This is a genomic window from Pseudomonas sp. B21-047 (assembly GCF_024748775.1).
Classification (GTDB): domain Bacteria; phylum Pseudomonadota; class Gammaproteobacteria; order Pseudomonadales; family Pseudomonadaceae; genus Aquipseudomonas; species Aquipseudomonas capeferrum.
Genome location: NZ_CP087169.1, coordinates 954051 through 975522, shown reverse-complemented (window position 1 = coordinate 975522; position 21472 = coordinate 954051). Strand labels below are relative to the sequence as shown.

The window sequence follows — 21472 nt, the reverse complement described above, 5'->3', positions numbered from 1 at the left end:
AGCACGACAAGGTGATCGATGTGGTGAAGAAGACGCTGTTCCAATTGCACTGGTTCTTTGGCATCACCGCTGGCCTGGTGCTGGCCTTGATGGGCATTACCGGGGCGATCTGGTCGTTTCAGGAAGAACTGCTGCGTGCGTTCAATGCCGATGTGCTGAAGGTCGAAGTGCGCCCCGAGGGCGTGCTGCCGCCCGCCGAACTGGTGCAGCGGGTCGAGGCTGCGCAAGGCGAGAAGGTGTCGATGCTGTGGGTCGACCTTCATCAGGGCAACGCAGCGCGAATCTTCTTCACCCCACCGCCGGGCCAGCGCCGCGGCGAGCTGCGCTATGCCGACCCGTACACCGGCGAGCTCAAGGGCGAAGTGGCCGGGCAGGATTTCTTCAACCTGATGCTCAACCTGCACCGTTTCCTGGCCATGGGCGACAGTGGTCGGCAGATCACCGGCGCCTGCACCCTGATGCTGATCTTCTTCTGCCTCTCCGGCCTGTACCTGCGCTGGCCGCGCAAGGCGCTCAACTGGCGGGTCTGGCTGACCTTCGACTGGGCCAAGAAAGGCCGCGCCTTCAACTGGGACCTGCACGCCGTGGCAGGTACCTGGTGCCTGCTGTTCTATCTGTTGTTCGCCCTCACCGGCCTGTTCTGGTCCTACGAATGGTATCGCCAAGGCCTGAACACCCTGCTGGCCGACGCGCCGGCAGCAGGCCAGCAGCAAAAGCGCGGCGAAGGCCGTGGCCGCCACGGGCCACAGAAGGTCGATAAAAACGCACCGCCGCTGGTGGTCGACTACGACGCCATCTGGGCCAGCCTCAAGGCTGCCGCAGGCCCCGGCCTGGCCGCCTACAACCTGCGCCTGCCACCGGCAGGTGGGCAACCGGCCAACCTGTTCTTCCTGCTGGACAACGCTGCGCACCCGCGCGCCTTCGACACCCTGGTGCTGGACCCGGCCACCGGCCAGGTGAAAAACCACGACCGCTACGCCGACAAATCCTTCAAGGCGCAGTTGCTGCAGAGCGTTTACGCCCTGCACGTGGGCGAGTACTTCGGCCTGCCGGGGCGCATCATCGTCACCCTCGCCAGCCTGACCATGCCGCTGTTCTTCGTGACGGGTTGGCTGCTGTACCTCGACCGCCGCCGCAAGAAGCGCCAGGTGCGCGCCGCCCGCAGCAACGTCGACAGCGTCAACGCCGGCAGCGACAGCTGGCTGGTCAGCTTCGCCAGCCAAAGCGGCTTTGCCGAACAGCTGGCCTGGCAGAGTGCCGGGCAGTTGCAGGCTGCCGGCCTGCCGGTGCAGGTCCGCGCCTTGGCCGAACTGGGCGAGGATGACTTGCGCCAAGCCCGCCGTGCACTGTTCGTGGTCAGTACGTTTGGCGATGGCGAAGCCCCTGACAGCGCCCGCGCGTTCGAGCGCAAGGTGCTTGGCCAGCCGTGGGCGCTGAACAACCTCAACTACGCAGTGCTCGCCTTGGGCGACCGTCAGTATCCGCACTTCTGCGGTTTCGCCCGGCGCCTGCAGGCCTGGTTGGCTGAGCGCGGCGCCAGCACTGCGTTCAGCCCGGTGGAGGTAGACAGCGCCGACCCGGCGGCCCTGCAGCAATGGCAGCAGGCACTGGCGCAACTGACCGGCGCTCAGCCGGTAACGGCCTGGCAGCCAGCAAGCTTCGGCAACTGGACCCTGGCGCACCGCGCGCTGATGAACCCGGGCAGCCAAGGCCAGCCGGTTTACCTGATCGGCCTGCGTGCCGAAGCGCCCGCCAGCTGGCAGGCTGGTGACCTGGTGGAAATCTTGCCGCGCAATGGTCAGCCGCGGGTCGATGCCTTCCTCCATGGCCTGGGGCTGAATGCCGACACGTCCGTGCAGCTCGACGGCCTGAGCGAAACCTTGGGTCAGGCGCTGGCCAGCCGCCAGTTGCCGAGCCGGCGCGATCACCTGGTGGGGCTGCACGCCCAGGCGCTGGTCGATGCGCTGGTACCGATCGGCACGCGTGAATACTCCATCGCCTCGATCGCCAGTGACGGTGTGCTGGAGTTGATCGTGCGCCAGGAACGTCACCCCGATGGCACCCTCGGCCTGGGTTCCGGTTGGCTGACCGAGTACCTGCCGGTGGATGGCGCGCTGGGCTTGCGCCTGCGCCGCAACAGTGGCTTCCACCTGCCCGCGTCGCCGGCACCCATGATTCTGATCGGCAACGGTACCGGGCTGGCGGGTTTGCGCAGCCTGATCAAGGCACGCATCAACGCGGGCGAGCAGCGCAACTGGCTGTTGTTCGGTGAGCGTAACCGGGCCCACGACCTGCTGTGCGGTGATGAGCTGCAGGGCTGGCTAGGCAGCGGTGACTTGGCGCGCCTGGACCTCGCGTTCTCGCGGGATCAGGCAGAGAAGGTGTATGTGCAGGATGTGTTGCTGCAGCAGGCCGAAGCGGTCAAGCGCTGGGTCGCGGACGGCGCCTGTGTGTATGTCTGTGGCAGCCTGCAAGGGATGGCTGCCGGTGTTGATGCCGCGCTGAAGGGCATTCTCGGAGAAGCGTTGGTCGAGCAATTGATCGAAGAGGGGCGCTATCGGCGGGATGTGTACTGATCACTGCCACAACTGATACAGCCCACCTTTGTGTAGGAGCGGCCTTGCCGGGGCGCCGGACCGGTCGGAACGGGCTGCGAAGCGGCCCCATCGATTTCAGCGCTGCCGCCAATATTCTGGGGCCGCTTCGCGGCCCGTTCGCGACGCAAGGCCGCTCCTACACAAGGGCCGGTGCTGACTCAGTGAAGCTCGAAAGTATCAGCATCCAGGTTAGCCGGGAACTTGCTGCGGTAAGCCGCCAGCTCCGCCGCCCGCAACACCACCGTGAACACCCCATCCGCCTCGCCCGCGCTGAGCAGGCTCTCGCCCTGGAAGTCCAACACCTGGCTGTCACCCGAATAAGCGAAGCCCTTGCCATCGGTGCCCACGCGGTTCACCGCCGCCACATAACACAGGTTCTCGATGCCGCGGGCCGGCAGCAGGCGGTTCCAGTGCTGGCGGCGCGCGGCCGGCCAGTTGGCGGTATACAGCAACAGGTCGGTGTCCTGGGCATCGCGGCTCCACACCGGGAAACGCAGGTCGTAGCAGATCAACGGGCGCACCCGCCAGCCCTTGATCTCGAACTGCACCTGGCGCTCGCCCGGGGTGTAGTGCTTATGCTCACCGGCCATGCGGAACAGGTGGCGCTTGTCATAGTGCAGGATCTCGCCATCCGGCCGTGCCCAAAGCAAGCGGTTGCGGTGGCTGCCATCGGCGGCCTGGATGATCACGCTGCCGGTGACCACTGCGTCGATCCGCTTGGCCTGGGCCTTGAGCCATTTGTAGGTCGGGCCGTTCTCAGGCTCGGCCAGGCGTTGCGACTCCATGGAAAACCCAGTGGTGAACATCTCGGGCAGGATCACCAGGTCAACATCACCCGCCTGGTCGAGCAATACCTCGAAATGCGCATAGTTGGCCTCGCGGTCATGCCAGGCCAAGGTGGTTTGCACCAGGGCGATTTTCAGGTTGGGCAGTGCACTCAGATCGCGCATAGTTTTTCCGCTGCTTGACGCAGCGTCTCCTCACGTTTGGCAAAGCACAGGCGCACCAGGCGTTGCTCGGGGATAGGTTGCTGGTAGAACACCGACACCGGAATGGTCGCCACACCATGCTCGCGGGTCAGCCACAGCGCCATGTCGACGTCGTTCAGGTCCGGGCGGATCTGCGAATAGTCCACCAGTTGGAAGTAGGTGCCGGCCGCGCGGCGGAAACTGAAGCGCGAACCCGCCAGCAAGTCGCAGAACAGGTCGCGCTTGGCCTGGTAGAAGCCGGGCAGTTGGTCGAGGTGCTCGGGGTGCTCGGCCATGAAGTCCGCCAGCGCGCACTGCAAAGGCGTCACCCCGCAGAAGTTGACGTACTGGTGCACCTTGCGCAGCTCTGCACTCAGGGCCGCTGGCGCAATCACGTAGCCGGTCTTCCACCCCGTCACATGGTAGGTCTTGCCAAACGAGCTGACCACGAAGGCACGGCTATACAGCTCGGCATGGGCCAGTACGCTGGCGTGGCCTACACCGTCGTAGACCAGGTGTTCGTAAACTTCATCACTGACCAGGTAGATATCGCGCTCGGCAATCAGCCGCGCCAACTGGTCCAGGTCTTCTCGGGTGATCAACGCGCCGCTGGGGTTGTGCGGCGAATTGAGGATGACCATGCGTGTGCGCGGGCTCAGGGCATCGCTGAACTTCTGCCAGTCGATGCGGAAGTCGCCGTCACTGAGTTGTACATGCACGCAACGTCCGCCGGCCAGCTCTACGGAAGGCTCATAGCTGTCGTAACAAGGGTCGAAGACGATCACCTCGTCACCGCTGTGGATCACCGCCTGAATGGCACAGAAGATCGCCTCGGTGGCACCGGGGGTGATGGTCACTTCCTGATCGGCATCGACCTTGGCCCCATACAGGCGCTCGACCTTGGCCGCAACCTGCTGGCGCAGGGCCGGCAGGCCGGTCATCGGCGCGTACTGATTATGCCCGGCGGCCACATGCCGGCCCACTGCATCGAGCAGGGCCTGCGGGCCATTGAAGTCAGGGAAACCTTGGGAGAGGTTGAGCGCACCGGTCTGCACGGCGAGCTGGGACATGGTAGTGAAGATGGTCGTGCCGACATTCGGCAGTTTGCTGCGGATCATGGAGCCCTCTTTCCTGGGGACTGAGAGCTATAAGCTACAAGCTTCAAGCCACAAGAAAAAGCGGCATGCATCACCGTCTGCTTCTTCTTGCAGCTTTGAGCTTGTAGCTTGCCGCTAGTTAGCGCTTGTCGCGGCGCTTCTTCTCGGCCTTCTTGTGGTGCGACATCAAGCGGCGCTTCTTGTTGACCTGGCGATCGGTGAGGGTGTTTTTCTTGCCCTCGTACGGGTTTTCACCCCCCTTGTACTCGATACGGATCGGCGTACCGACCAGTTTGAGCACGCGGCGATAGGTGTTTTCCAGGTAACGCGAGTACGACTTGGGAATGCTGTCGGTCTGGTTGCCGTGGATCACGATCAGCGGCGGGTTGGCACCCCCCAAGTGCGCATAGCGCAGCTTGATGCGGCGGCCATTGACCAGCGGCGGCTGGTGCTCGCTCACAGCGTCTTCGAGGATCTGCGTCAGGCGGCTGGTCGGCCAGCGGGTTACCGCCGACATGAACGCGGCCTGTACCGACTTGTACAGGTTGCCCACGCCCGTGCCGTGCAGCGCGGAAATGAAGTGGATGTCGGCGAAGTCGACGAAGAACAGCCGACGCTCCAGTTCGGTCTTCACGTAGGCGCGCTCACCCGGCTCCATGCCATCCCACTTGTTCAGGGCGATGACGATGGCGCGGCCGGCTTCGAGGGCGAAGCCCAGCAGGTTCAGGTCATGGTCGACCACCCCTTCGCGGGCATCCATGACGAAGATCACAACGTTGGCGTCTTTGATCGCCTGCAGCGTCTTGACCACCGAGAACTTCTCGACTTCCTCGTGGATCTTGCCGCGCTTGCGCACCCCGGCGGTGTCGATGAAGGTGTACTTGTCGCCATCACGCTCGAACGGGATGTAGATACTGTCACGGGTAGTACCCGGCTCGTCGTAGACCACCACGCGCTCTTCGCCGAGCATGCGGTTGACCAGGGTCGACTTGCCGACGTTCGGGCGGCCGATGATGGCGATCTTGATGCCATCCTTTTCGCTCGGGCCAGGGATGCGCACGGCTTCCTCGCCTTCGGCGACGTCCTGGTCCAGCGCTTCGTCTTCGGCATCGCGCGGCAGGTGGCCAAGCACGGCTTCCATCAGGGCGCTGATACCACGGCCCTGGGAGCCCGCCACCGGGATGGCGTTGCCCATGCCCATCGGCGAGAACTCGGCGCGGGCGACGTCAGGGTCGATGTTGTCGATCTTGTTGGCGACCAGAATCGCCGACTTGTTCCGCTTGCGCAGGTGCTCGGCGATCATCAGGTCTGCTGCGGTCATGCCCGCACGGGCATCGACCAGGAACAGCACATAGTCGGCTTCTTCGATGGCCATGAGCGACTGCTCGGCCATCTTCTCGTCCATGCCCACTTCGTCACCGGTGATACCACCGGTGTCGATCAGGATGAAGGAACGACCCTGCCAGGAGGCATCACCATACTGGCGGTCACGGGTCAAACCCGACAGGTCACCGACGATGGCATCGCGGGTTTTGGTCAGGCGGTTGAACATGGTGGATTTGCCGACGTTCGGCCGTCCCACCAGGGCGATTACGGGAACCATGCGGCTCTCCACTCTTGAATTCTTGAAAATGCAAAGGCCGCTGCAAGGCAGCGGCCGGAGTTTGTGCGGCGTTTCCTACACCGCGGCTCAAGCCCGTTGGCGGACTTGAGCTTAGCTTCAGCGGACGGTCAGTGCCTCGAGCTTGCCGCTGTTGCCGAAGACGTAGATGGTGTCGCCGACCACCAGGGGCCGGGCGCGCAGGCCATCACTGTCGATTCGCTCGCGGCCGACGAAGCGGCCATCGACCTGGCTGAGCAGGTGCAGGTAACCCTCGAAGTCACCTACAGCCACGTAGCTGGAGAACACTTCCGGTGCCGACAGCTGACGGCGAGCCATGGAATCGTTGGTCCACAGGGCGCTGGAAGAGCGCTCGTCGACACTTTCAACGGTACCCGAGGCTTCGCTGACATAGACGTTACCGTAACCCTGGGCGACACCCACGTAGCTGGAAGCATCACGCTGCCACAGCACACGGCCGCTTTCCAGGTCCAGGCCCGCTACGCGGCCCTGGTAGGTGCTGACGTACAGGGTACCACCGGACAGCAGCAAGCCGCCGTCGATATCCACTACGCGGTCCAGCTCGGAACGCCCCTGCGGGATGGCCACGCGGCTCTCCCACACCGGCACGCCGTTGCTGATATCCACCGCGATCACTTTGCCGGTGGACAGGCCGGCAACCGCCATGCGGTTGGTCACGATCGGCGCGCCGGTGCCCCGCAGGGTCAGCACGGCCGGGGTGCTTTCATAGATCCAGCGGCGGTCGCCGGTCGCGGCATCGAGGCCGATCAGGCGGTCGTCCTGGGTCTGCACCACCACCACGTCACCATTGTTGGCCGGTGGTGCCAGCACTTCACTGGTCACGCGTGAGCGCCAGCGCTCTTCACCGGTGCTGGAGTCCAGCGCGATGACTTCGCCTTTGAGGGTACCGAGCATGACCAGCCCGTAACCCACACCGACAGCGCCCGACACCTGCAGGTCGAGGTCTTTTTTCCAGGCCACGTCGCCGGTGATGCGGTCGAGGGCGAAGACTTCGCCGTTGACGTCGGAGGCGTAGATACGGTCGTTTTCGATGGCCGGTACCAGGGTGTTGTACGTCTCGCCCTGGCCGTCACCGATCGAACGGCTCCACTGCTTCTTCAGTACCACTTCCTCGGTGAACTTGGTCAGCTCGGCCGGTGGCAGTTCCTTCTTGCTGTTGCTGCTGCAACCCGCGGCCAGAACGGCCAGGGTCAGCACTGCTGCTTGTTTCCAACCGATCACGTCAGGCGTCCCCTTTGGCCAGGTCATCCAGCTTCAATTGCAGGCCACCGACCGCCGCTTCATCGGACAGCGCGGCCTTGGCTTTTTCATAAGCGCTGTGGGCATCGTCGGCGCGACCAAGCTGTACCAGCAGGTCACCCTTCAATTCTTCGCGGCTGGCCAGGAACGCCTTGTCGGCGTCGCCGTCGAGCAGCTTGAGGGCCTCATCGGCCTTGTCCTGGGCAGCCAGTACACGGGCCAGGCGCTGGCGCGAAATTTCGCCCAGCGTGGTATCGGCAGGCTTGTCCAGCACACCCTTGAGCTCGGCGGCGGCGTCGTCGAGCTTGCCGCTCTCGACTGCGACCTTGGCCACGAACAGGCTGCCATACTGGGCGTAGGCGGTACCGCCAAATTCGCTCTTGAGCTTGCCGGCCAGTTCCGCGACCTTGGTCGCGTCTGGCTGGCCGCTTGGCGTCAGGCTGGTCTCAAGCAATGCCTGGTACAGCTGCGAGGCACCTTGCGACTGGTTGTCCTGGTACTTGTTCCAGGTATTCCAGCCCAACACCACCACGCCGGCCAGCAGGGCACCGGTCAGCAGTGGCTTGCCGTTGCGGTTCCACCAGTCCTTGACCCCTGCCAGGTCATCATCATCTGTACTCGACACCCCAATACTCCTTTTCGCCTATTCGCTTGTTGAACCGCGTTACGCCTGAGCGATTGCGGTTTCCAGGTGCTCAGCCAGAGCATCCCAGGCAATGTTCTGTTGTTCGCCCTGGCCACGCAGGGGCTTCACGCCGATTTCCTGCTTGGCCAACTCGTCGTCGCCAAGAATCAGGGCCAACAGCGCGCCGCTCTTGTCGGCTTTCTTGAATTGGCTCTTGAAGCTGCCGCCACCGGCGTTGACCACCAGGCGCAGGCCCGGCAGGCGATCACGCAGGCTTTCGGACAGGCGCAGGCCAGCCAGCTCTGCCTGTTCACCGAAGGCGCAGAGGTAGACATCGACCTGACGGCTGATCGACTCGGGCACCTTGCCCAGGGTCTCCAGCAGCAGGATCAGGCGCTCGATACCCATGGCGAAACCTACACCAGTGGTCGGCTTGCCGCCCATCTGCTCGACCAGGCCGTCGTAGCGGCCACCGGCACAGACGGTGCCCTGGGCGCCGAGCTTGTCGGTCACCCACTCGAACACGGTCTTGCTGTAGTAGTCCAGGCCACGCACCAGCTTGGTGTTGATCACGAACGGGATGCCGGCCGCATCCAGACGGGCCTTGAGGCCCTCGAAGTGCACGCGGGACGCTTCGTCCAGGTAATCTTCGAGCTTCGGTGCACCGACCAGCACCGCCTGGGTGTTCTGGTCCTTGCTGTCGAGGATGCGCAGCGGGTTGCTCTTGAGGCGACGCTGGCTGTCTTCGTCCAGCTGCTCAAGGCGTGCCGACAGGAACTCGACCAGCGCATCACGGTAGCGCGCACGGGCTTCACTGGTGCCCAGGCTGTTGAGCTCGAGCTTGACCGCGTCCTGGATGCCCAGCAGGCCCCACAGGCGCCAGGTCAGCATGATCAGCTCGGCGTCGATGTCCGGGCCATCGAGGTTGAACACTTCCACGCCGATCTGGTGGAACTGGCGGTAACGGCCTTTCTGCGGGCGCTCGTGGCGGAACATCTGGCCGATGTACCACAGTTTCTGCACCTGGCCGTTGCCGGTGATGCCATGCTCCAGCACGGCACGCACGCAGGCGGCGGTACCTTCAGGGCGCAGGGTGAGCGAATCGCCGTTGCGGTCCTCGAAGGTGTACATCTCTTTTTCGACGATGTCGGTCACTTCACCGATGGAGCGTTTGAACAGCTCGGTGAACTCGACGATCGGCGTGCGGATCTGGCTGTACCCGTAGGTATCCAGCAGACCGGCCACGGTGCCTTCAAAGTAGCGCCACAGTGGCGACTGTTCTGGCAGGATGTCGTTCATGCCACGGATGGCTTGCAGCGATTTGCTCACGAAAAGTCCTTACGAATGCTGTGTGTCAGCCACGGGCGATCAGCGCCGCGTCGGCCTCGGCCTTCTCGGCCGCTTTCTGGCGGATGAGCTTCTCGAGCTCATCGACCAGGTTGTCATTGGTCAGCTTCTGCGCCGGTTTGCCGTCGATGTAGATCAGGTTTGGCGTACCGCCGGTCAGCCCTACATGGGCTTCCTTGGCTTCGCCGGGGCCGTTGACCACACAACCGATCACCGCCACGTCCAGCGGCACCAGCAGGTCTTCCAGGCGCCCTTCCAGCTCGTTCATGGTCTTGACCACATCGAAGTTCTGCCGCGAGCAGCTCGGGCAGGCGATGAAGTTGATGCCACGCGAACGCAGGTGCAGCGACTTGAGGATGTCGTAGCCGACCTTCACTTCTTCGACCGGGTCAGCGGCCAGGGAGATACGAATGGTATCGCCGATGCCCTCGGCCAGCAGCATACCGAGGCCGACGGCGGATTTCACCGTCCCCGAACGCAGGCCACCGGCTTCGGTGATGCCCAGGTGCAGGGGCTGGATGATCTGCTTGGCCAGCAGGCGATAGGCTTCGACGGCCATGAACACGTCGGAGGCCTTGACGCTGACCTTGAAGTCCTGGAAATCCAGGCGGTCCAGGTGCTCGACATGGCGCAGCGCCGACTCGACCAGCGCCGCTGGGGTCGGTTCGCCGTACTTCTTCTGCAGGTCCTTTTCCAGGGAGCCGGCGTTGACGCCGATACGGATCGGGATACCGCGGTCACGGGCGGCATCGACCACCGCGCGTACACGGTCTTCACGGCCGATGTTGCCCGGGTTGATACGCAGGCAGTCGACACCCAGCTCGGCCACGCGCAGCGCGATCTTGTAGTCGAAATGAATGTCGGCGACCAGCGGTACACTGACCCGTTGCTTGATGCGGCCAAACGCTTCGGCGGCGTCCATGTCCGGTACCGAGACGCGCACGATGTCGACACCGGCATCGACCAGACGCTGGATCTGGCCGACAGTGGCGTCGACATCGTTGGTGTCGGTGTTGGTCATGCTTTGCACCGCGATGGGCGCATCACCACCCACCGGCACATTGCCGACCCAGATTTTGCGGGATTCGCGACGTTTGATCGGAGATTCGCCGTGCATGACTTACTGTCCCAACTTCAGGCGAGCAGTCTCGCCACTGGTGAACGGAGCAACATCGACGGCCTGGCCGTTGTAGCTGACCTGGGCGCCACGGGCAAAGCCCAGGCGTACCGCGAACGGCGGTTTGCCGGTCAGCTCGAGGTTGTCGCCCTTGCGCTTGACGGCGCTGAACAGCACCTTGCCGTTGCCGTCGGAGACCTGGGTCCAGCAATCGGCAGTGAACTGGATGGCGACCTTGGCGCTACCGGCAGGTACTGCGACCGGTGCGGCCGGCTCGGCGGCGGCTACCACAGGGGCAGCCGCGACAGGTGCCGTGGCAGCAGGTGCTACTGCAGCAGGTGCTGGCGTTGGCGCAGTGGCTGCGGCGGGCACTTGTGCCTGCGCGGCCGGGGCTGGCGTTGCGTTTGCAGCTGGGGTTTGCGCAGGGCTGGCCGGCACTTGCTCGGCGGCGGCAAGCGGCTGTTCGCCAGCGGCCTGCTCCAGCGGCAACGGTGCGCTTTCGGGTTGCTGGCCTGCCGTCACGGCCTGGTCTTCAGGCTCGTCCAGCGGGTGGATCTGCGTGGTGCCGTCGGCGCTCTCGACCTCGACGTGCTCGAGGGCGATCTTGGCCAGGTCCTTGCCCCGCAAGCTGCCCTGGTCCTGCCACCAAACGAAACCACCACCGACCACTGCCACCAGCAGCAACAGGCTGACACCGCGCAGGATGTTGTGCGACAGGCGCACCGGTTCTTCGATGCGGCCCAGCGAATGCACTTCACTGCCCTTGGCGTGGGTACCGGTGTACTGGTCGAAGGCCTCGACCAACGCGGCCTGGTCCAGGTCCATCAGTTTGGCATAGGCGCGGATATAGCCACGGGCGAAGGTGTGCCCGGGCAGCTTGTCGAAGGCGCCGGTTTCCACGTGGTTCAACGAACTGACAGTGAGGTTGAGCTTGCGGGCCACCTCGGCTTGTGACCAGTCCCGCTTCTCACGGGCCTGGCGCAAAAGCTCACCGGGGTTCTGGCCAGGCGCTACTGCTACTTCGGGATGCGCGGCGTTCATCGTTGCTCCGACAGGTATTGCTGATATTCCGGCGTACCGGGATAAAGTCGTTGTAATTGCTGGCCCAGGTCGGCCAGTGTGCCCTGCTCGTCGAATACCCGGGCAAGGCGGCTGCCCAGCAGAAGGCTACGGGCGTCATGGTCACTCAACCGGCTGAAACGATCGTAGTAGTCCAGGGCCGGCACATAATGCCTGTTTTCGTAGGACAACTCAGCCATTTCCAGCAACGCTTTCGGTTGCTGCGGGTTGAGTTGCAACGCTTTGAACAGATATGTGTGGGCCTGGTCACGACGTTCGAGCTTCAGGGCAGTCAGGCCAAGGTTCTCGTACACACGGGAGCGTTCAGGATACAGGGTATCGGCGCTGGCCAGGCGAAACATCTGCTTGGCCTCGGCAAATCGCCCCTGAGCATAAAGGAAACTGCCGTAATTGTTGCGAATTCGCGTATCGCCAGGGCGTGACTGCAGGGCTTTTTGAAAGTGTTTCTCGGCCAACCCCGGCTCACCCTGCGCCTGAAACACCAGCGCCAGGGCGGCGTGTGCGCCGGTATCGCTGGCGTCGAGGGCGAGGGCTTTGCCAAGCGGCGCCTTGGCCTGCTCGGTCAGGCCCTGTTGCAAATACCCAAGCCCAAGCTGCACATAAGCCCTGCCCGCCTCTTCCCGCCCCTGCCGACTGGCCAGCGGATCGCCCGCGCCGCCCGACACGCAGCCGGCCAGCAGCAAAAGCGCAAGGATCGACAGCGCGGCGCGCAGGCTCATGGCTAGGTTCTCGGTCAGTGGCGCGCGGCGCTGTCTGGCAGCTCGGCGTCGGCAGACAACTGGCGCACGGCGATGTAGCGCTCACTGCGGCGGGTGCGGTCGTTGACCTGGCCGACCAGCTGACCACAAGCGGCGTCGATGTCCTCGCCACGGGTGGTACGGGTGGTGACGTTGAAGCCGCCGTGGTGCAGCAGGTCCTGGAAGCGGCGGATAGCATTGTTGCTAGGACGCTCGTAACCGGAATGCGGGAACGGGTTGAACGGGATCAGGTTGATCTTGCACGGCACGTCGCGCAGCAGCTCGATCATCTGTGCGGCGTGCTCGGGCTGGTCGTTGACGTCCTTGAGCAGGGTGTACTCGACCGTCAGCACGCGCTTGCCACCCAGGGTGGCCATGTAGCCCATGCACGACTCCAGCAGCACCTTCAACGGGTACTTCTTGTTGATCGGCACCAACTGGTTGCGCAGCGCGTCGTTCGGCGCGTGCAGCGACAGGGCCAGCGACACGTCGATGTGCTTGGCCAGCTCGTCGATCATCGGCACCACGCCCGAGGTGGACAAGGTGACGCGCCGTTTGGAAATGCCATAGCCCAGATCATCCATCATGATCTTCATGGCGGCGATGACATTGTCGAAGTTCAGCAGAGGCTCGCCCATGCCCATCATGACCACGTTGGTAATCGCGCGGTCGACTTTGGCCGGGACGGTCCCGAAGGATTTGTTGGCAAGCCACACTTGGCCGATCACTTCGGCGGCGGTGAGGTTGCTGTTGAAGCCTTGCTTGCCGGTGGAGCAGAAACTGCAATCCAGGGCGCAGCCGGCTTGCGACGAGACGCACAAAGTGCCGCGGTCGTCGGTGGGAATGTAGACGGTCTCGACGCAGCTGCCGGAGGCAACGCGGATCACCCATTTACGGGTGCCGTCGGCGGAAATGTCTTCACTGACCACTTCCGGTGGGCGAATTTCGGCAACAGCCTCGAGCTTTTCGCGCAAGGCCTTGCCGACGTTCGTCATGGCGGCGAAATCATCGACGCCAAAATGGTGAATCCATTTCATCACCTGGCCGGCACGGAAGCGCTTCTCCCCGATAGAGTCGAAGAATTGTTCCATTTCCGGCTGGGTCAGGCCCAACAGGTTGATTTTGCCAGTAGATGTCGTCATGGATTCACCCTCACCCGTAAGCTTTCGCTTAGCGAGTGGTTACCTCGGTAGCAGCGAAGAAGTAAGCGATTTCGCGAGCAGCGGCAGCTTCGGAGTCCGAACCGTGAACGGCGTTGGCGTCGATCGACTCGGCGAAGTCAGCACGGATGGTGCCGGCAGCAGCTTCTTTAGGGTTGGTAGCGCCCATCAGCTCACGGTTCAGAGCGATTGCGTTTTCGCCTTCCAGAACCTGAACGACAACCGGACCGGAAGTCATGAAGGCAACCAGGTCGCCGAAGAAGCCGCGCTCGCTGTGCTCAGCGTAGAAGCCTTCGGCTTCGGCTTTGGACAGTTGCTTGATTTTCGAGGCAACGATTTTCAGGCCGGCGTCTTCGAAGCGAGTGGTGATCTTGCCGATGACGTTTTTGGCAACTGCGTCAGGCTTGATGATCGAGAAAGTACGTTGAACAGCCATGGAAAACTCCAGAAATATGAGTGTTGCGAAAAATTAAACCCGCGAATTATACGCGGGTTCCAGGGGATTGCCTAACCTGCAGCGTCGCGCTTAGTCGGCTTCATCAATCCAGGCCGCCTGGATGGCCTCGAGCACTTTCTCACCGCCGCGTGACGGATCGTCGCTGAACTCTGGCAATGCCAGCACCCAGCGGTGCAGATCGACGAAATTCACGTAACGAGGATCGACTTCCGGCTTGCTTTCTGCAAGCTGGATGGCGATCTCAAGTACATCAACCCATTTCAGACTCATGCAAAAATCCTCAGTGGGGCGCTTCGGCAGCGTGGTTGAGCGAATACTTGGGGATCTCGATGGCCAGGTCCTGGTCACCGACGACCACCTGGCAGCCGAGGCGCGACTGGGCCTCCAGGCCCCAGGCCTTGTCCAGCATGTCCTCTTCCAGCTCGTCGGCTTCATCGAGCGAGTCGAAACCTTTGCGAACAATGCAGTGACAGGTGGTGCAGGCCTTTACGCCACCGCAGGCGCTTTCCATCTCGATGTGATGGTCGTGGGCCAGCTCCAGGATGTTGGTCCCGGGCGCGACCTCCACGGTCAGCCCCTCCGGGCAGAACTTCTCATGCGGCAGGAATGTCACCAGCGGCATCGGTTACTCCTCGATCTCATTCAGGTTGCGCCCGGCCAGTGCGGCTTTGACCGTCGAATCAAGGCGACGGGCGGCAAATGCGTCGGTCACCTGCGACAGACGCTTGGTCTGTTGCTCGATGGCAGGGCCATCGGTGCCGGCCAGCAAATCACGTAGTTCTTGCATCTGGAATTCAATGGCTTCGCGTTCTTCGCTGCTGAGCAGCCGCTGGCCATCGGCGTCCAGGGCGCCCTGCACCGCTTCGAGCAGACGCTCGCCATCAACCTGGTGTTCACGCAGCTGACGCGCCTGCTTGTCGGTGCCTGCGTGCTCGAAGGAATCCTTGAGCATGCGGGCGATCTCGCCGTCGGTCAGGCCGTAGGATGGCTTGACCTGAATGCTGGCCTCGACCCCCGACCCCAGTTCGCGGGCCGCGACGCTGAGCAGGCCATCGGCATCGACCTGGAAGGTCACGCGGATCTTCGCGGCGCCGGCAACCATCGCCGGGATGCCGCGCAGTTCGAAGCGCGCCAGGGAGCGGCAGTCGCTGATCAGCTCGCGTTCGCCCTGCAGCACGTGGATCATCATGGCCGACTGGCCATCTTTATAGGTAGTGAATTCCTGGGCACGCGCCACCGGAATGGTGGTGTTGCGCGGAATCACTTTCTCCATCAAGCCACCCATGGTCTCAAGGCCCAGGGACAGCGGGATGACATCGAGCAGCAGCAACTCGCCACCTTCGCGGCGGTTGCCAGCCAAGGTGTCGGCCTGGATGGCAGCACCGATGGCCACCACCTGGTCCGGGTCGATCGAGGTCAGCGGGGTGCGGCCGAACAGGCTGCCGACAGCGTCACGTACGCGGGGTACGCGGGTCGAACCGCCTACCATCACCACGGCACCGACCTCTTCCAGCTCGACGCCGCTGTCGCGCACGGCGCGGCGGCAGGCCTTGAGGCTGCGGGCGACCAACGGCTCGATCATGGTCTCGAAGGCCGCGCGGCTCAGCTCGCCCTGCCAGGCGCCGTGGCGGACGCTGACAACGTCGGCATCGGTCAGGGCTTCCTTGGCGGCGCAGGCGGCCTGCAGCAGCTGGCGCTGGGTGGCCGGGTCCAGATCGGAGGACAGGCCAGCCTGCTCGATGATCCAGCCAGCAATGGCATGGTCGAAATCATCGCCGCCCAAGGCGGTATCGCCGCCGGTGGCCAGCACTTCGAAGACACCGGCCGTCAGGCGCAGGATGGAAATATCGAAGGTACCGCCACCCAGGTCATAGATGGCCACCACGCCTTCGGCGTTCTGGTCCAGGCCATAGGCCACGGCCGCTGCGGTCGGTTCGTTGAGCAGGCGCAGCACATTGAGGCCGGCCAGGCGCGCAGCGTCCTTGGTGGCCTGGCGCTGGGCGTCGTCGAAATAGGCCGGCACGGTGATCACCGCCCCCACCAGATCGCCGCCGAGGGTTTGCTCGGCGCGCTCACGCAGCACCTTGAGGATATCGGCGGACACTTCCACCGGGCTTTTCGGCCCCTGGACGGTGTCGATGAACGGCATGTGCGACTCACCGCCAATAAAGCGGTAAGGCAGCTGTTCGCCCAGTTGCTTGACGTCGGCCAGACCACGCCCCATCAGGCGTTTCACCGACAGCACGGTGTTCAGCGGGTCGCTGGAAGCGGCATCGCGCGCAGCCTGCCCGACTTCGCTGCGCCCTTCGAGGTAGCGCACCGCAGACGGCAGAATGACATTACCCTGCGCATCGGGCAGGGGCTCACTACGACCGCTGCGCAAGGCGGCGACCAGAGAATTGGTGGTACCCAGGTCGATACCCACCGCCAGGCGACGCTGGTGCGGCTGAGGGGTCTGACCGGGTTCGGCGATCTGCAGTAGGGCCATGCTTATCTGAATACCTTAGGCGTCATCACGAAAGACACCGGGTTAATCGTCGAGGCGCTCTTCCAGTTGGCGCACTTCTTGGGCGAGCTTGTCGAGGAATTGCATGCGGCGCATCAGGCGCTCGGCCTTCTCGCGCTCGTCTGCAACGTCCCAACAGGCGGCGAAGTCCTCGTTCAGCGTGTCCTGGGCAACCTTGAGGCGCTTCTTGAACACGCCGACACCCTCAAGGTCGGCTTCGTCCTGCAGCTCTTCGAGCTCTTCGCGCAACTGCATCTGCTGCAACAGGAAGTCGGGGTCGTGGACCGTGACTTCCTGAGGCACTTCATGGCCACCGATGGCCAGCAGGTAGCGGGCTCGGCGCGGCGCATTACGCAGGGTCTGGTAGGCGTCGTTGAGGGCTGCGGATTTTTCCAGCGCTACGCGCTGCTCACGCTCGGAGGCGTCGGCAAAGCGATCAGGATGGACTTCGCGGGCCAGCTCGCGGTAGCGAGTGGCCAGCTTGTCGAGATCCAGGCGGAAGCTTGGCTGGAGGTCAAACAGTGCGAAATGACAAGGAGTACCCACAGCCAGCCTCAGACGTTGAAGCTTTCGCCGCAGCCACACTCACCGCGCACGTTGGGGTTGTTGAACCTGAAGCCTTCGTTCAACCCTTCCTTGACGAAGTCCAGTTCAGTGCCGTCGAGGTACACCAGGCTCTTGGGATCGATGATCACCTTGACGCCATGGTTCTCGAACACCGTGTCTTCGTCAGCCAGCTCGTCGACGAACTCCAGCACGTAGGCCAGGCCCGAACAACCGGTGGTGCGCACGCCCAGGCGAATACCTTCGCCCTTGCCGCGCCCCTCGAGGGAACGCCGCACATGGTTGGCGGCGGCTTCTGTCATGCTGATAGCCATCAGAACTCCTTACCTCGCAACAGGCGACTTAGATCAAGCCTTTCTTCTGCTTGTAATCGCGTACGGCTGCCTTGATGGCATCCTCGGCGAGTACCGAGCAGTGGATCTTGACCGGCGGCAACGCCAGTTCTTCGGCCAGCTGGGTGTTCTTGATGGTTTCGGCTTCGTCCAGGGTCTTGCCCTTCATCCACTCGGTGGCGAGGGAGCTGGAGGCGATGGCCGAACCGCAGCCGTAGGTCTTGAACTTGGCGTCTTCGATGACGCCCTGCTCGTTGACCTTGATCTGCAGACGCATCACGTCACCGCAGGCCGGCGCGCCGACCATGCCGGTACCGACATCCGGGTCCTCGGCATTCATCTTGCCGACGTTGCGCGGGTTTTCGTAGTGGTCGATGACCTTTTCACTGTATGCCATGGTGCAATTCCTTCCTCATCAGGGAGCCGCTCTTGCCGGCGACTGCTTAGTGGGCGGCCCACTCGATCTTGGAGATGTCAACGCCGTCTTTGTACATGTCCCACAGCGGCGACAGCTCACGCAGTTTGTTAACGGCCTCGCAGACTTTCTGCGCGGCGTAGTCGACTTCTTCTTCAGTGGTGAAGCGGCCGAAGGAGAAGCGGATCGAGCTGTGCGCCAGCTCGTCATTGCGGCCCAGAGCGCGCAGTACGTACGACGGCTCGAGCGAAGCGGAGGTACAGGCCGAACCGGACGATACCGCGATGTCCTTCAGCGACATCAGCAGCGACTCGCCTTCGACGTAGTTGAAGCTCAGGTTCAGGTTGTGCGGCACACGGGCGGTCTGGCTGCCGTTGACGTACAGCTCTTCGAGGTCCGAAACCTGCTTGAAGAAGCGGTCGCTCAGGGCCTTGATGCGCACGTTTTCACTGGCCATCTCTTGCTTGGCGATGGCGAACGCCTCGCCCATGCCGACGATCTGGTGGGTTGGCAGGGTGCCCGAACGCATGCCGCGCTCATGGCCACCGCCGTGAATGATTGCCTCGAGGCGCACACGCGGCTTGCGGCTGACGTACAGTGCGCCGATGCCTTTGGGGCCGTAGACCTTGTGCGCCGAGAACGACATCAGGTCGACCTTCAGCTTCTGCACATCGATCTCGACCTTGCCGGCCGACTGGGCCGCGTCGACATGGAACAGCACGCCGCGCGAGCGGGTCAGCTCACCGATGGCGGCGATGTCGTTGATCGAGCCGACTTCATTGTTGACGTGCATCAGCGAGACCAGAATGGTGTCGTCGCGCAGCACGGCCTCGACCATGGCCGGGGTGACGATGCCGTCTTCGCCTGGCTCCAGGTAGGTGACTTCGAAACCTTCACGCTCGAGCTGGCGAGCGGTATCCAGGACCGCCTTGTGCTCGATCTTGGAGGTGATGATGTGCTTGCCCTTGGTCTGATAGAAGTGCGCGACACCTTTGAGTGCGAGGTTGTCGGACTCGGTGGCACCGCTGGTCCAGACGATTTCACGCGGATCGGCGTTGATCAGTTCGGCGACCTGGCGACGACCGTTCTCGACCGCTTCCTCGGCTTTCCAGCCGAAGACGTGGGAGCGCGAAGCCGGGTTACCGAAGTTCCCGTCGACCAGCAGGCAGTCGGCCATCTTCTGGGCGACACGTGGGTCGACCGGGGTGGTCGCGGAGTAATCGAGGTAGATCGGCAACTTCATGGATATCTCCTATCAGGCGGTGGCGTCGCTCGTCGCTGTTATAAGGTCAGTCGACGGCGGACGTCTCAATCTTGTCCAACTGGGCGGAACGGCCTGCGACACGACGCAGGTCCTGGCGCTGGGCGACTTCCTGCACCTCACGGCGCTTGACGAGGTCGGCCAGGCTGATGCCGCTGAGGAATTCATGGATCTGCTGGCTGAGATCGCACCACAGGTGGTGGGTCAGGCAGGTATCACCGGCATGGCAATCCCCAAGGCCCTGGCAACGGGTGGCATCGACCGATTCGTTGACCGCGTCGATGACCTGAGCCACCTGGATGGTTTCCATGCCTCGCGACAGCTGATAGCCACCGCCTGGACCGCGCACACTGGATACCAGGCTGCTGCGGCGCAGCTTGGCGAACAGCTGCTCCAGATAAGAGAGGGAAATGCCCTGGCGCTCGGAAATGTCGGCCAAAGACACGGGCCCATGCTGCGCGTGCAACGCCAGGTCAAGCATGGCTGTCACGGCGTATCGGCCTTTAGTAGTCAGTCGCATGGCTATTGGGTACCACGGGAGTTACAGGATGTGAGCGAGTATGCGATTCCCGAGCATTTAAGTCAACTATTAGACCTACTGCTTTAGTCGGGTTTTATGTCGGGAGGCGGGCGCGATTGTAGCAGACGAGGGGCGCGAGCACACGCCCCGTATGTCACCACGGCTTCAGCGCGACGCGATCAATGCGACTGAGTGTCGCGCTGGGCGGCCTCGGTGAAGTCATCCTCCGGCAGCGCCGGCAACTCTTTGGCACAGTAGTCGCTGCCCATCTTGGTCAGCGCGCCGCACATGCCCTCCAGGCGCTCATCCACCGCTTGCAGGTGGTCGAGCATCTGCCCGATGGCACGTGCGACCGGGTCTGGCATGTCGCCACTGACGCCATACGCATCGAAACCGATCTTCTCGGCCATGGCCTTGCGCCGGGCTTCGACTTCGTTTTCTTCGCTCTTGACGATGATGCGGCCCGGGATACCCACTGCGGTCGCCCCCGCCGGCACGGCCTTGGTCACCACCGCATTGGAGCCGATCTTGGCCCCGGCACCGACGGTGAACGGGCCCAGCACCTTGGCCCCCGCCCCCACCACAACGCCGTTTTCGAGGGTCGGATGGCGCTTGCCTTTATTCCAGCTGGTGCCGCCCAGGGTCACACCCTGATAAAGCGTGACGTCGTCGCCGATCTCGGCGGTCTCGCCGATGACGATCCCCATGCCGTGGTCGATGAAGAAACGCCGGCCAATGGTGGCGCCAGGGTGGATCTCAATCCCGGTCATCCAGCGCCCGAAGTTCGACACCAGCCGGGCCAACCACTTGAAATCACGCGTCCACAAGGCATTGCCCAGCCGGTGCAGCCAGATGGCATGCATGCCTGGGTAGCAGGTCAGCACCTCGAAAGCGTTGCGCGCTGCCGGGTCACGATGGAATACGCTTTGAATATCTTCACGCAGGCGTTCGAACATCTGTCAGTCCTTCCTTTTATGCGGTTCGCCCCGAGCCACTTTCTGGGTCTCGGTGAGGATGCCGCGCAAAATGCTCATTTCCGGACGGTTCACCGAGCTGCGCCCGTACAGCCGGCGCAGGCGCGCCATCAGGTGCTTGGGCTTCTCGGGGTCAAGGAAGCCGATGTCCACCAGGGTCTTTTCCAGGTGGTCGTAGAACAGCTCCATTTCGTCCATGGTCGCCAGCTCGCTGGCGTCGGCCTTCTCGACTTTCGCCGGGGCATCCTCGGCTGCCAGCCAGGCCATGCGCACCTCATAAGAGAGCACCTGGACCGCGGCGGCCAGATTCAGCGAGCTGAAGTCGGGGTTCGAGGGAATGTGCACGTGGAAGTGACATCGCTGCAGTTCGTCGTTGGTCAGGCCGGCGTGTTCGCGACCGAACACCAGGGCGATTTCCTCGCCGCCCAGCGCATGCTCCACAGCCTTGGCCCCGCATTCCCGAGGGTCGATCAATGGCCAGGGGATGCTGCGCTCGCGGGCACTGGTACCCATCACCAGATTACAGCCGACCAGCGCCTGCTCAAGGCTGTCGACAACCTGGGCGTTACCCAGCACATCGTCGGCGCCCGAGGCCCGGGCACTGGCTTCGGCATCGGGAAACGCTTTTGGCTGCACCAGCACCAGACGCGACAAGCCCATGTTTTTCATGGCACGCGCAGCGCCGCCGATGTTGCCGGGGTGGCTGGTATTGACCAGAACAACACGAATATTTTGCAGCACGGTGTTGTGCTCTCAGAGGCAGATATCAGGGCCTTCGATCTTACAGAACCGACAGACGTAACGCCATGAAAGCAAATGTGACACTTCTGCCGT

At 63.2% G+C, this 21472-nt stretch carries 22 protein-coding genes; 1 reads left to right on the top strand and 21 read right to left on the bottom strand.

The genetic code is table 11. The features are described from left to right. The first annotated feature begins 20 nt into the window (after positions 1–20). Positions 21–2576, top strand: coding sequence for a sulfite reductase flavoprotein subunit alpha (locus LOY26_RS04460; RefSeq protein WP_258714448.1), 2556 nt, complete (start codon positions 21–23; stop codon positions 2574–2576). A 179-nt stretch (positions 2577–2755) separates the two neighbouring features. Here LOY26_RS04460 and LOY26_RS04455 read toward each other — a convergent pair whose 3' ends face one another. The 21 genes from LOY26_RS04455 to trmJ form a co-directional block, all read right to left on the bottom strand. Further along, positions 2756–3547, bottom strand: a complete 792-nt coding sequence (locus LOY26_RS04455) for an amidohydrolase (protein ID WP_033701169.1) — start codon at positions 3545–3547, stop codon at positions 2756–2758. Then, positions 3535–4683 carry a pyridoxal phosphate-dependent aminotransferase gene (locus LOY26_RS04450; protein ID WP_033701171.1) on the bottom strand — a complete coding sequence of 383 codons (1149 nt, stop codon included), beginning with the start codon at positions 4681–4683 and terminating at the stop codon, positions 3535–3537. Before LOY26_RS04450 ends, LOY26_RS04455 begins: the two co-directional genes overlap by 13 nt. A 118-nt stretch (positions 4684–4801) precedes the next feature. Next, positions 4802–6265, bottom strand: coding sequence for a ribosome biogenesis GTPase Der (gene der / locus LOY26_RS04445; RefSeq protein WP_033701174.1), 1464 nt, complete (start codon positions 6263–6265; stop codon positions 4802–4804). Positions 6266–6382: 117 nt separating this feature from the next. Beyond that, the gene (gene bamB / locus LOY26_RS04440; RefSeq protein ID WP_033701523.1) at positions 6383–7525 is read right to left on the bottom strand and encodes an outer membrane protein assembly factor BamB; all 1143 of its coding nucleotides are present in this window, start codon (positions 7523–7525) and stop codon (positions 6383–6385) included. A gap of 1 nt (position 7526) precedes the next feature. After that, positions 7527–8168, bottom strand: coding sequence for a tetratricopeptide repeat protein (locus tag LOY26_RS04435; protein ID WP_258714447.1), 642 nt, complete (start codon positions 8166–8168; stop codon positions 7527–7529). A 39-nt stretch (positions 8169–8207) separates the two neighbouring features. Beyond that, a complete protein-coding gene (gene hisS, locus LOY26_RS04430) occupies positions 8208–9497 on the bottom strand; it encodes a histidine--tRNA ligase (RefSeq protein WP_186656982.1) in 1290 nt (429 codons plus the stop codon). Positions 9498–9522: 25 nt separating this feature from the next. After that, entirely contained in the window at positions 9523–10632 is a 1110-nt protein-coding gene (ispG, locus tag LOY26_RS04425) for a flavodoxin-dependent (E)-4-hydroxy-3-methylbut-2-enyl-diphosphate synthase (RefSeq protein ID WP_033701177.1), read from the bottom strand. Positions 10633–10635: 3 nt separating this feature from the next. Further along, positions 10636–11673, bottom strand: a complete 1038-nt coding sequence (locus LOY26_RS04420) for a RodZ domain-containing protein (RefSeq protein ID WP_186656980.1) — start codon at positions 11671–11673, stop codon at positions 10636–10638. After that, complete coding sequence (gene pilW / locus LOY26_RS04415) at positions 11670–12431, bottom strand: type IV pilus biogenesis/stability protein PilW (RefSeq protein WP_258714446.1); 762 nt, start codon at positions 12429–12431, stop codon at positions 11670–11672. Before pilW ends, LOY26_RS04420 begins: the two co-directional genes overlap by 4 nt. Positions 12432–12445: 14 nt before the next feature. After that, a complete protein-coding gene (rlmN, locus tag LOY26_RS04410) occupies positions 12446–13591 on the bottom strand; it encodes a 23S rRNA (adenine(2503)-C(2))-methyltransferase RlmN (RefSeq protein ID WP_033701180.1) in 1146 nt (381 codons plus the stop codon). A gap of 28 nt (positions 13592–13619) precedes the next feature. Continuing rightward, positions 13620–14045 carry a nucleoside-diphosphate kinase gene (gene ndk, locus LOY26_RS04405; RefSeq protein WP_033701183.1) on the bottom strand — a complete coding sequence of 142 codons (426 nt, stop codon included), beginning with the start codon at positions 14043–14045 and terminating at the stop codon, positions 13620–13622. Positions 14046–14135: 90 nt separating this feature from the next. Continuing rightward, positions 14136–14336, bottom strand: a complete 201-nt coding sequence (gene iscX / locus LOY26_RS04400; RefSeq protein WP_003248529.1) for a Fe-S cluster assembly protein IscX — start codon at positions 14334–14336, stop codon at positions 14136–14138. 10 nt (positions 14337–14346) lie between these two features. Further along, the gene (fdx, locus tag LOY26_RS04395) at positions 14347–14688 is read right to left on the bottom strand and encodes an ISC system 2Fe-2S type ferredoxin (protein ID WP_258714445.1); all 342 of its coding nucleotides are present in this window, start codon (positions 14686–14688) and stop codon (positions 14347–14349) included. Between the two features lie 3 nt (positions 14689–14691). Next, positions 14692–16554, bottom strand: a complete 1863-nt coding sequence (gene hscA, locus LOY26_RS04390) for a Fe-S protein assembly chaperone HscA (protein ID WP_186656973.1) — start codon at positions 16552–16554, stop codon at positions 14692–14694. A gap of 42 nt (positions 16555–16596) precedes the next feature. Further along, positions 16597–17118 carry a co-chaperone HscB gene (gene hscB, locus LOY26_RS04385; RefSeq protein WP_033701187.1) on the bottom strand — a complete coding sequence of 174 codons (522 nt, stop codon included), beginning with the start codon at positions 17116–17118 and terminating at the stop codon, positions 16597–16599. Between the two features lie 8 nt (positions 17119–17126). Then, the gene (gene iscA, locus LOY26_RS04380; protein ID WP_033701188.1) at positions 17127–17450 is read right to left on the bottom strand and encodes an iron-sulfur cluster assembly protein IscA; all 324 of its coding nucleotides are present in this window, start codon (positions 17448–17450) and stop codon (positions 17127–17129) included. A gap of 28 nt (positions 17451–17478) precedes the next feature. Beyond that, positions 17479–17865 carry a Fe-S cluster assembly scaffold IscU gene (gene iscU, locus LOY26_RS04375; protein ID WP_003248539.1) on the bottom strand — a complete coding sequence of 129 codons (387 nt, stop codon included), beginning with the start codon at positions 17863–17865 and terminating at the stop codon, positions 17479–17481. Between the two features lie 46 nt (positions 17866–17911). Continuing rightward, positions 17912–19126, bottom strand: a complete 1215-nt coding sequence (locus LOY26_RS04370; RefSeq protein ID WP_033701189.1) for an IscS subfamily cysteine desulfurase — start codon at positions 19124–19126, stop codon at positions 17912–17914. A gap of 46 nt (positions 19127–19172) precedes the next feature. Beyond that, complete coding sequence (iscR, locus tag LOY26_RS04365) at positions 19173–19664, bottom strand: Fe-S cluster assembly transcriptional regulator IscR (RefSeq protein WP_027595541.1); 492 nt, start codon at positions 19662–19664, stop codon at positions 19173–19175. Between the two features lie 179 nt (positions 19665–19843). Continuing rightward, positions 19844–20620 carry a serine O-acetyltransferase gene (gene cysE / locus LOY26_RS04360; protein ID WP_186656967.1) on the bottom strand — a complete coding sequence of 259 codons (777 nt, stop codon included), beginning with the start codon at positions 20618–20620 and terminating at the stop codon, positions 19844–19846. Positions 20621–20623: 3 nt separating this feature from the next. Continuing rightward, on the bottom strand, positions 20624–21379 hold the full coding sequence (trmJ, locus tag LOY26_RS04355) for a tRNA (cytosine(32)/uridine(32)-2'-O)-methyltransferase TrmJ (RefSeq protein WP_033701191.1): 756 nt from the start codon (positions 21377–21379) through the stop codon (positions 20624–20626). Positions 21380–21472 lie beyond the last annotated feature (93 nt).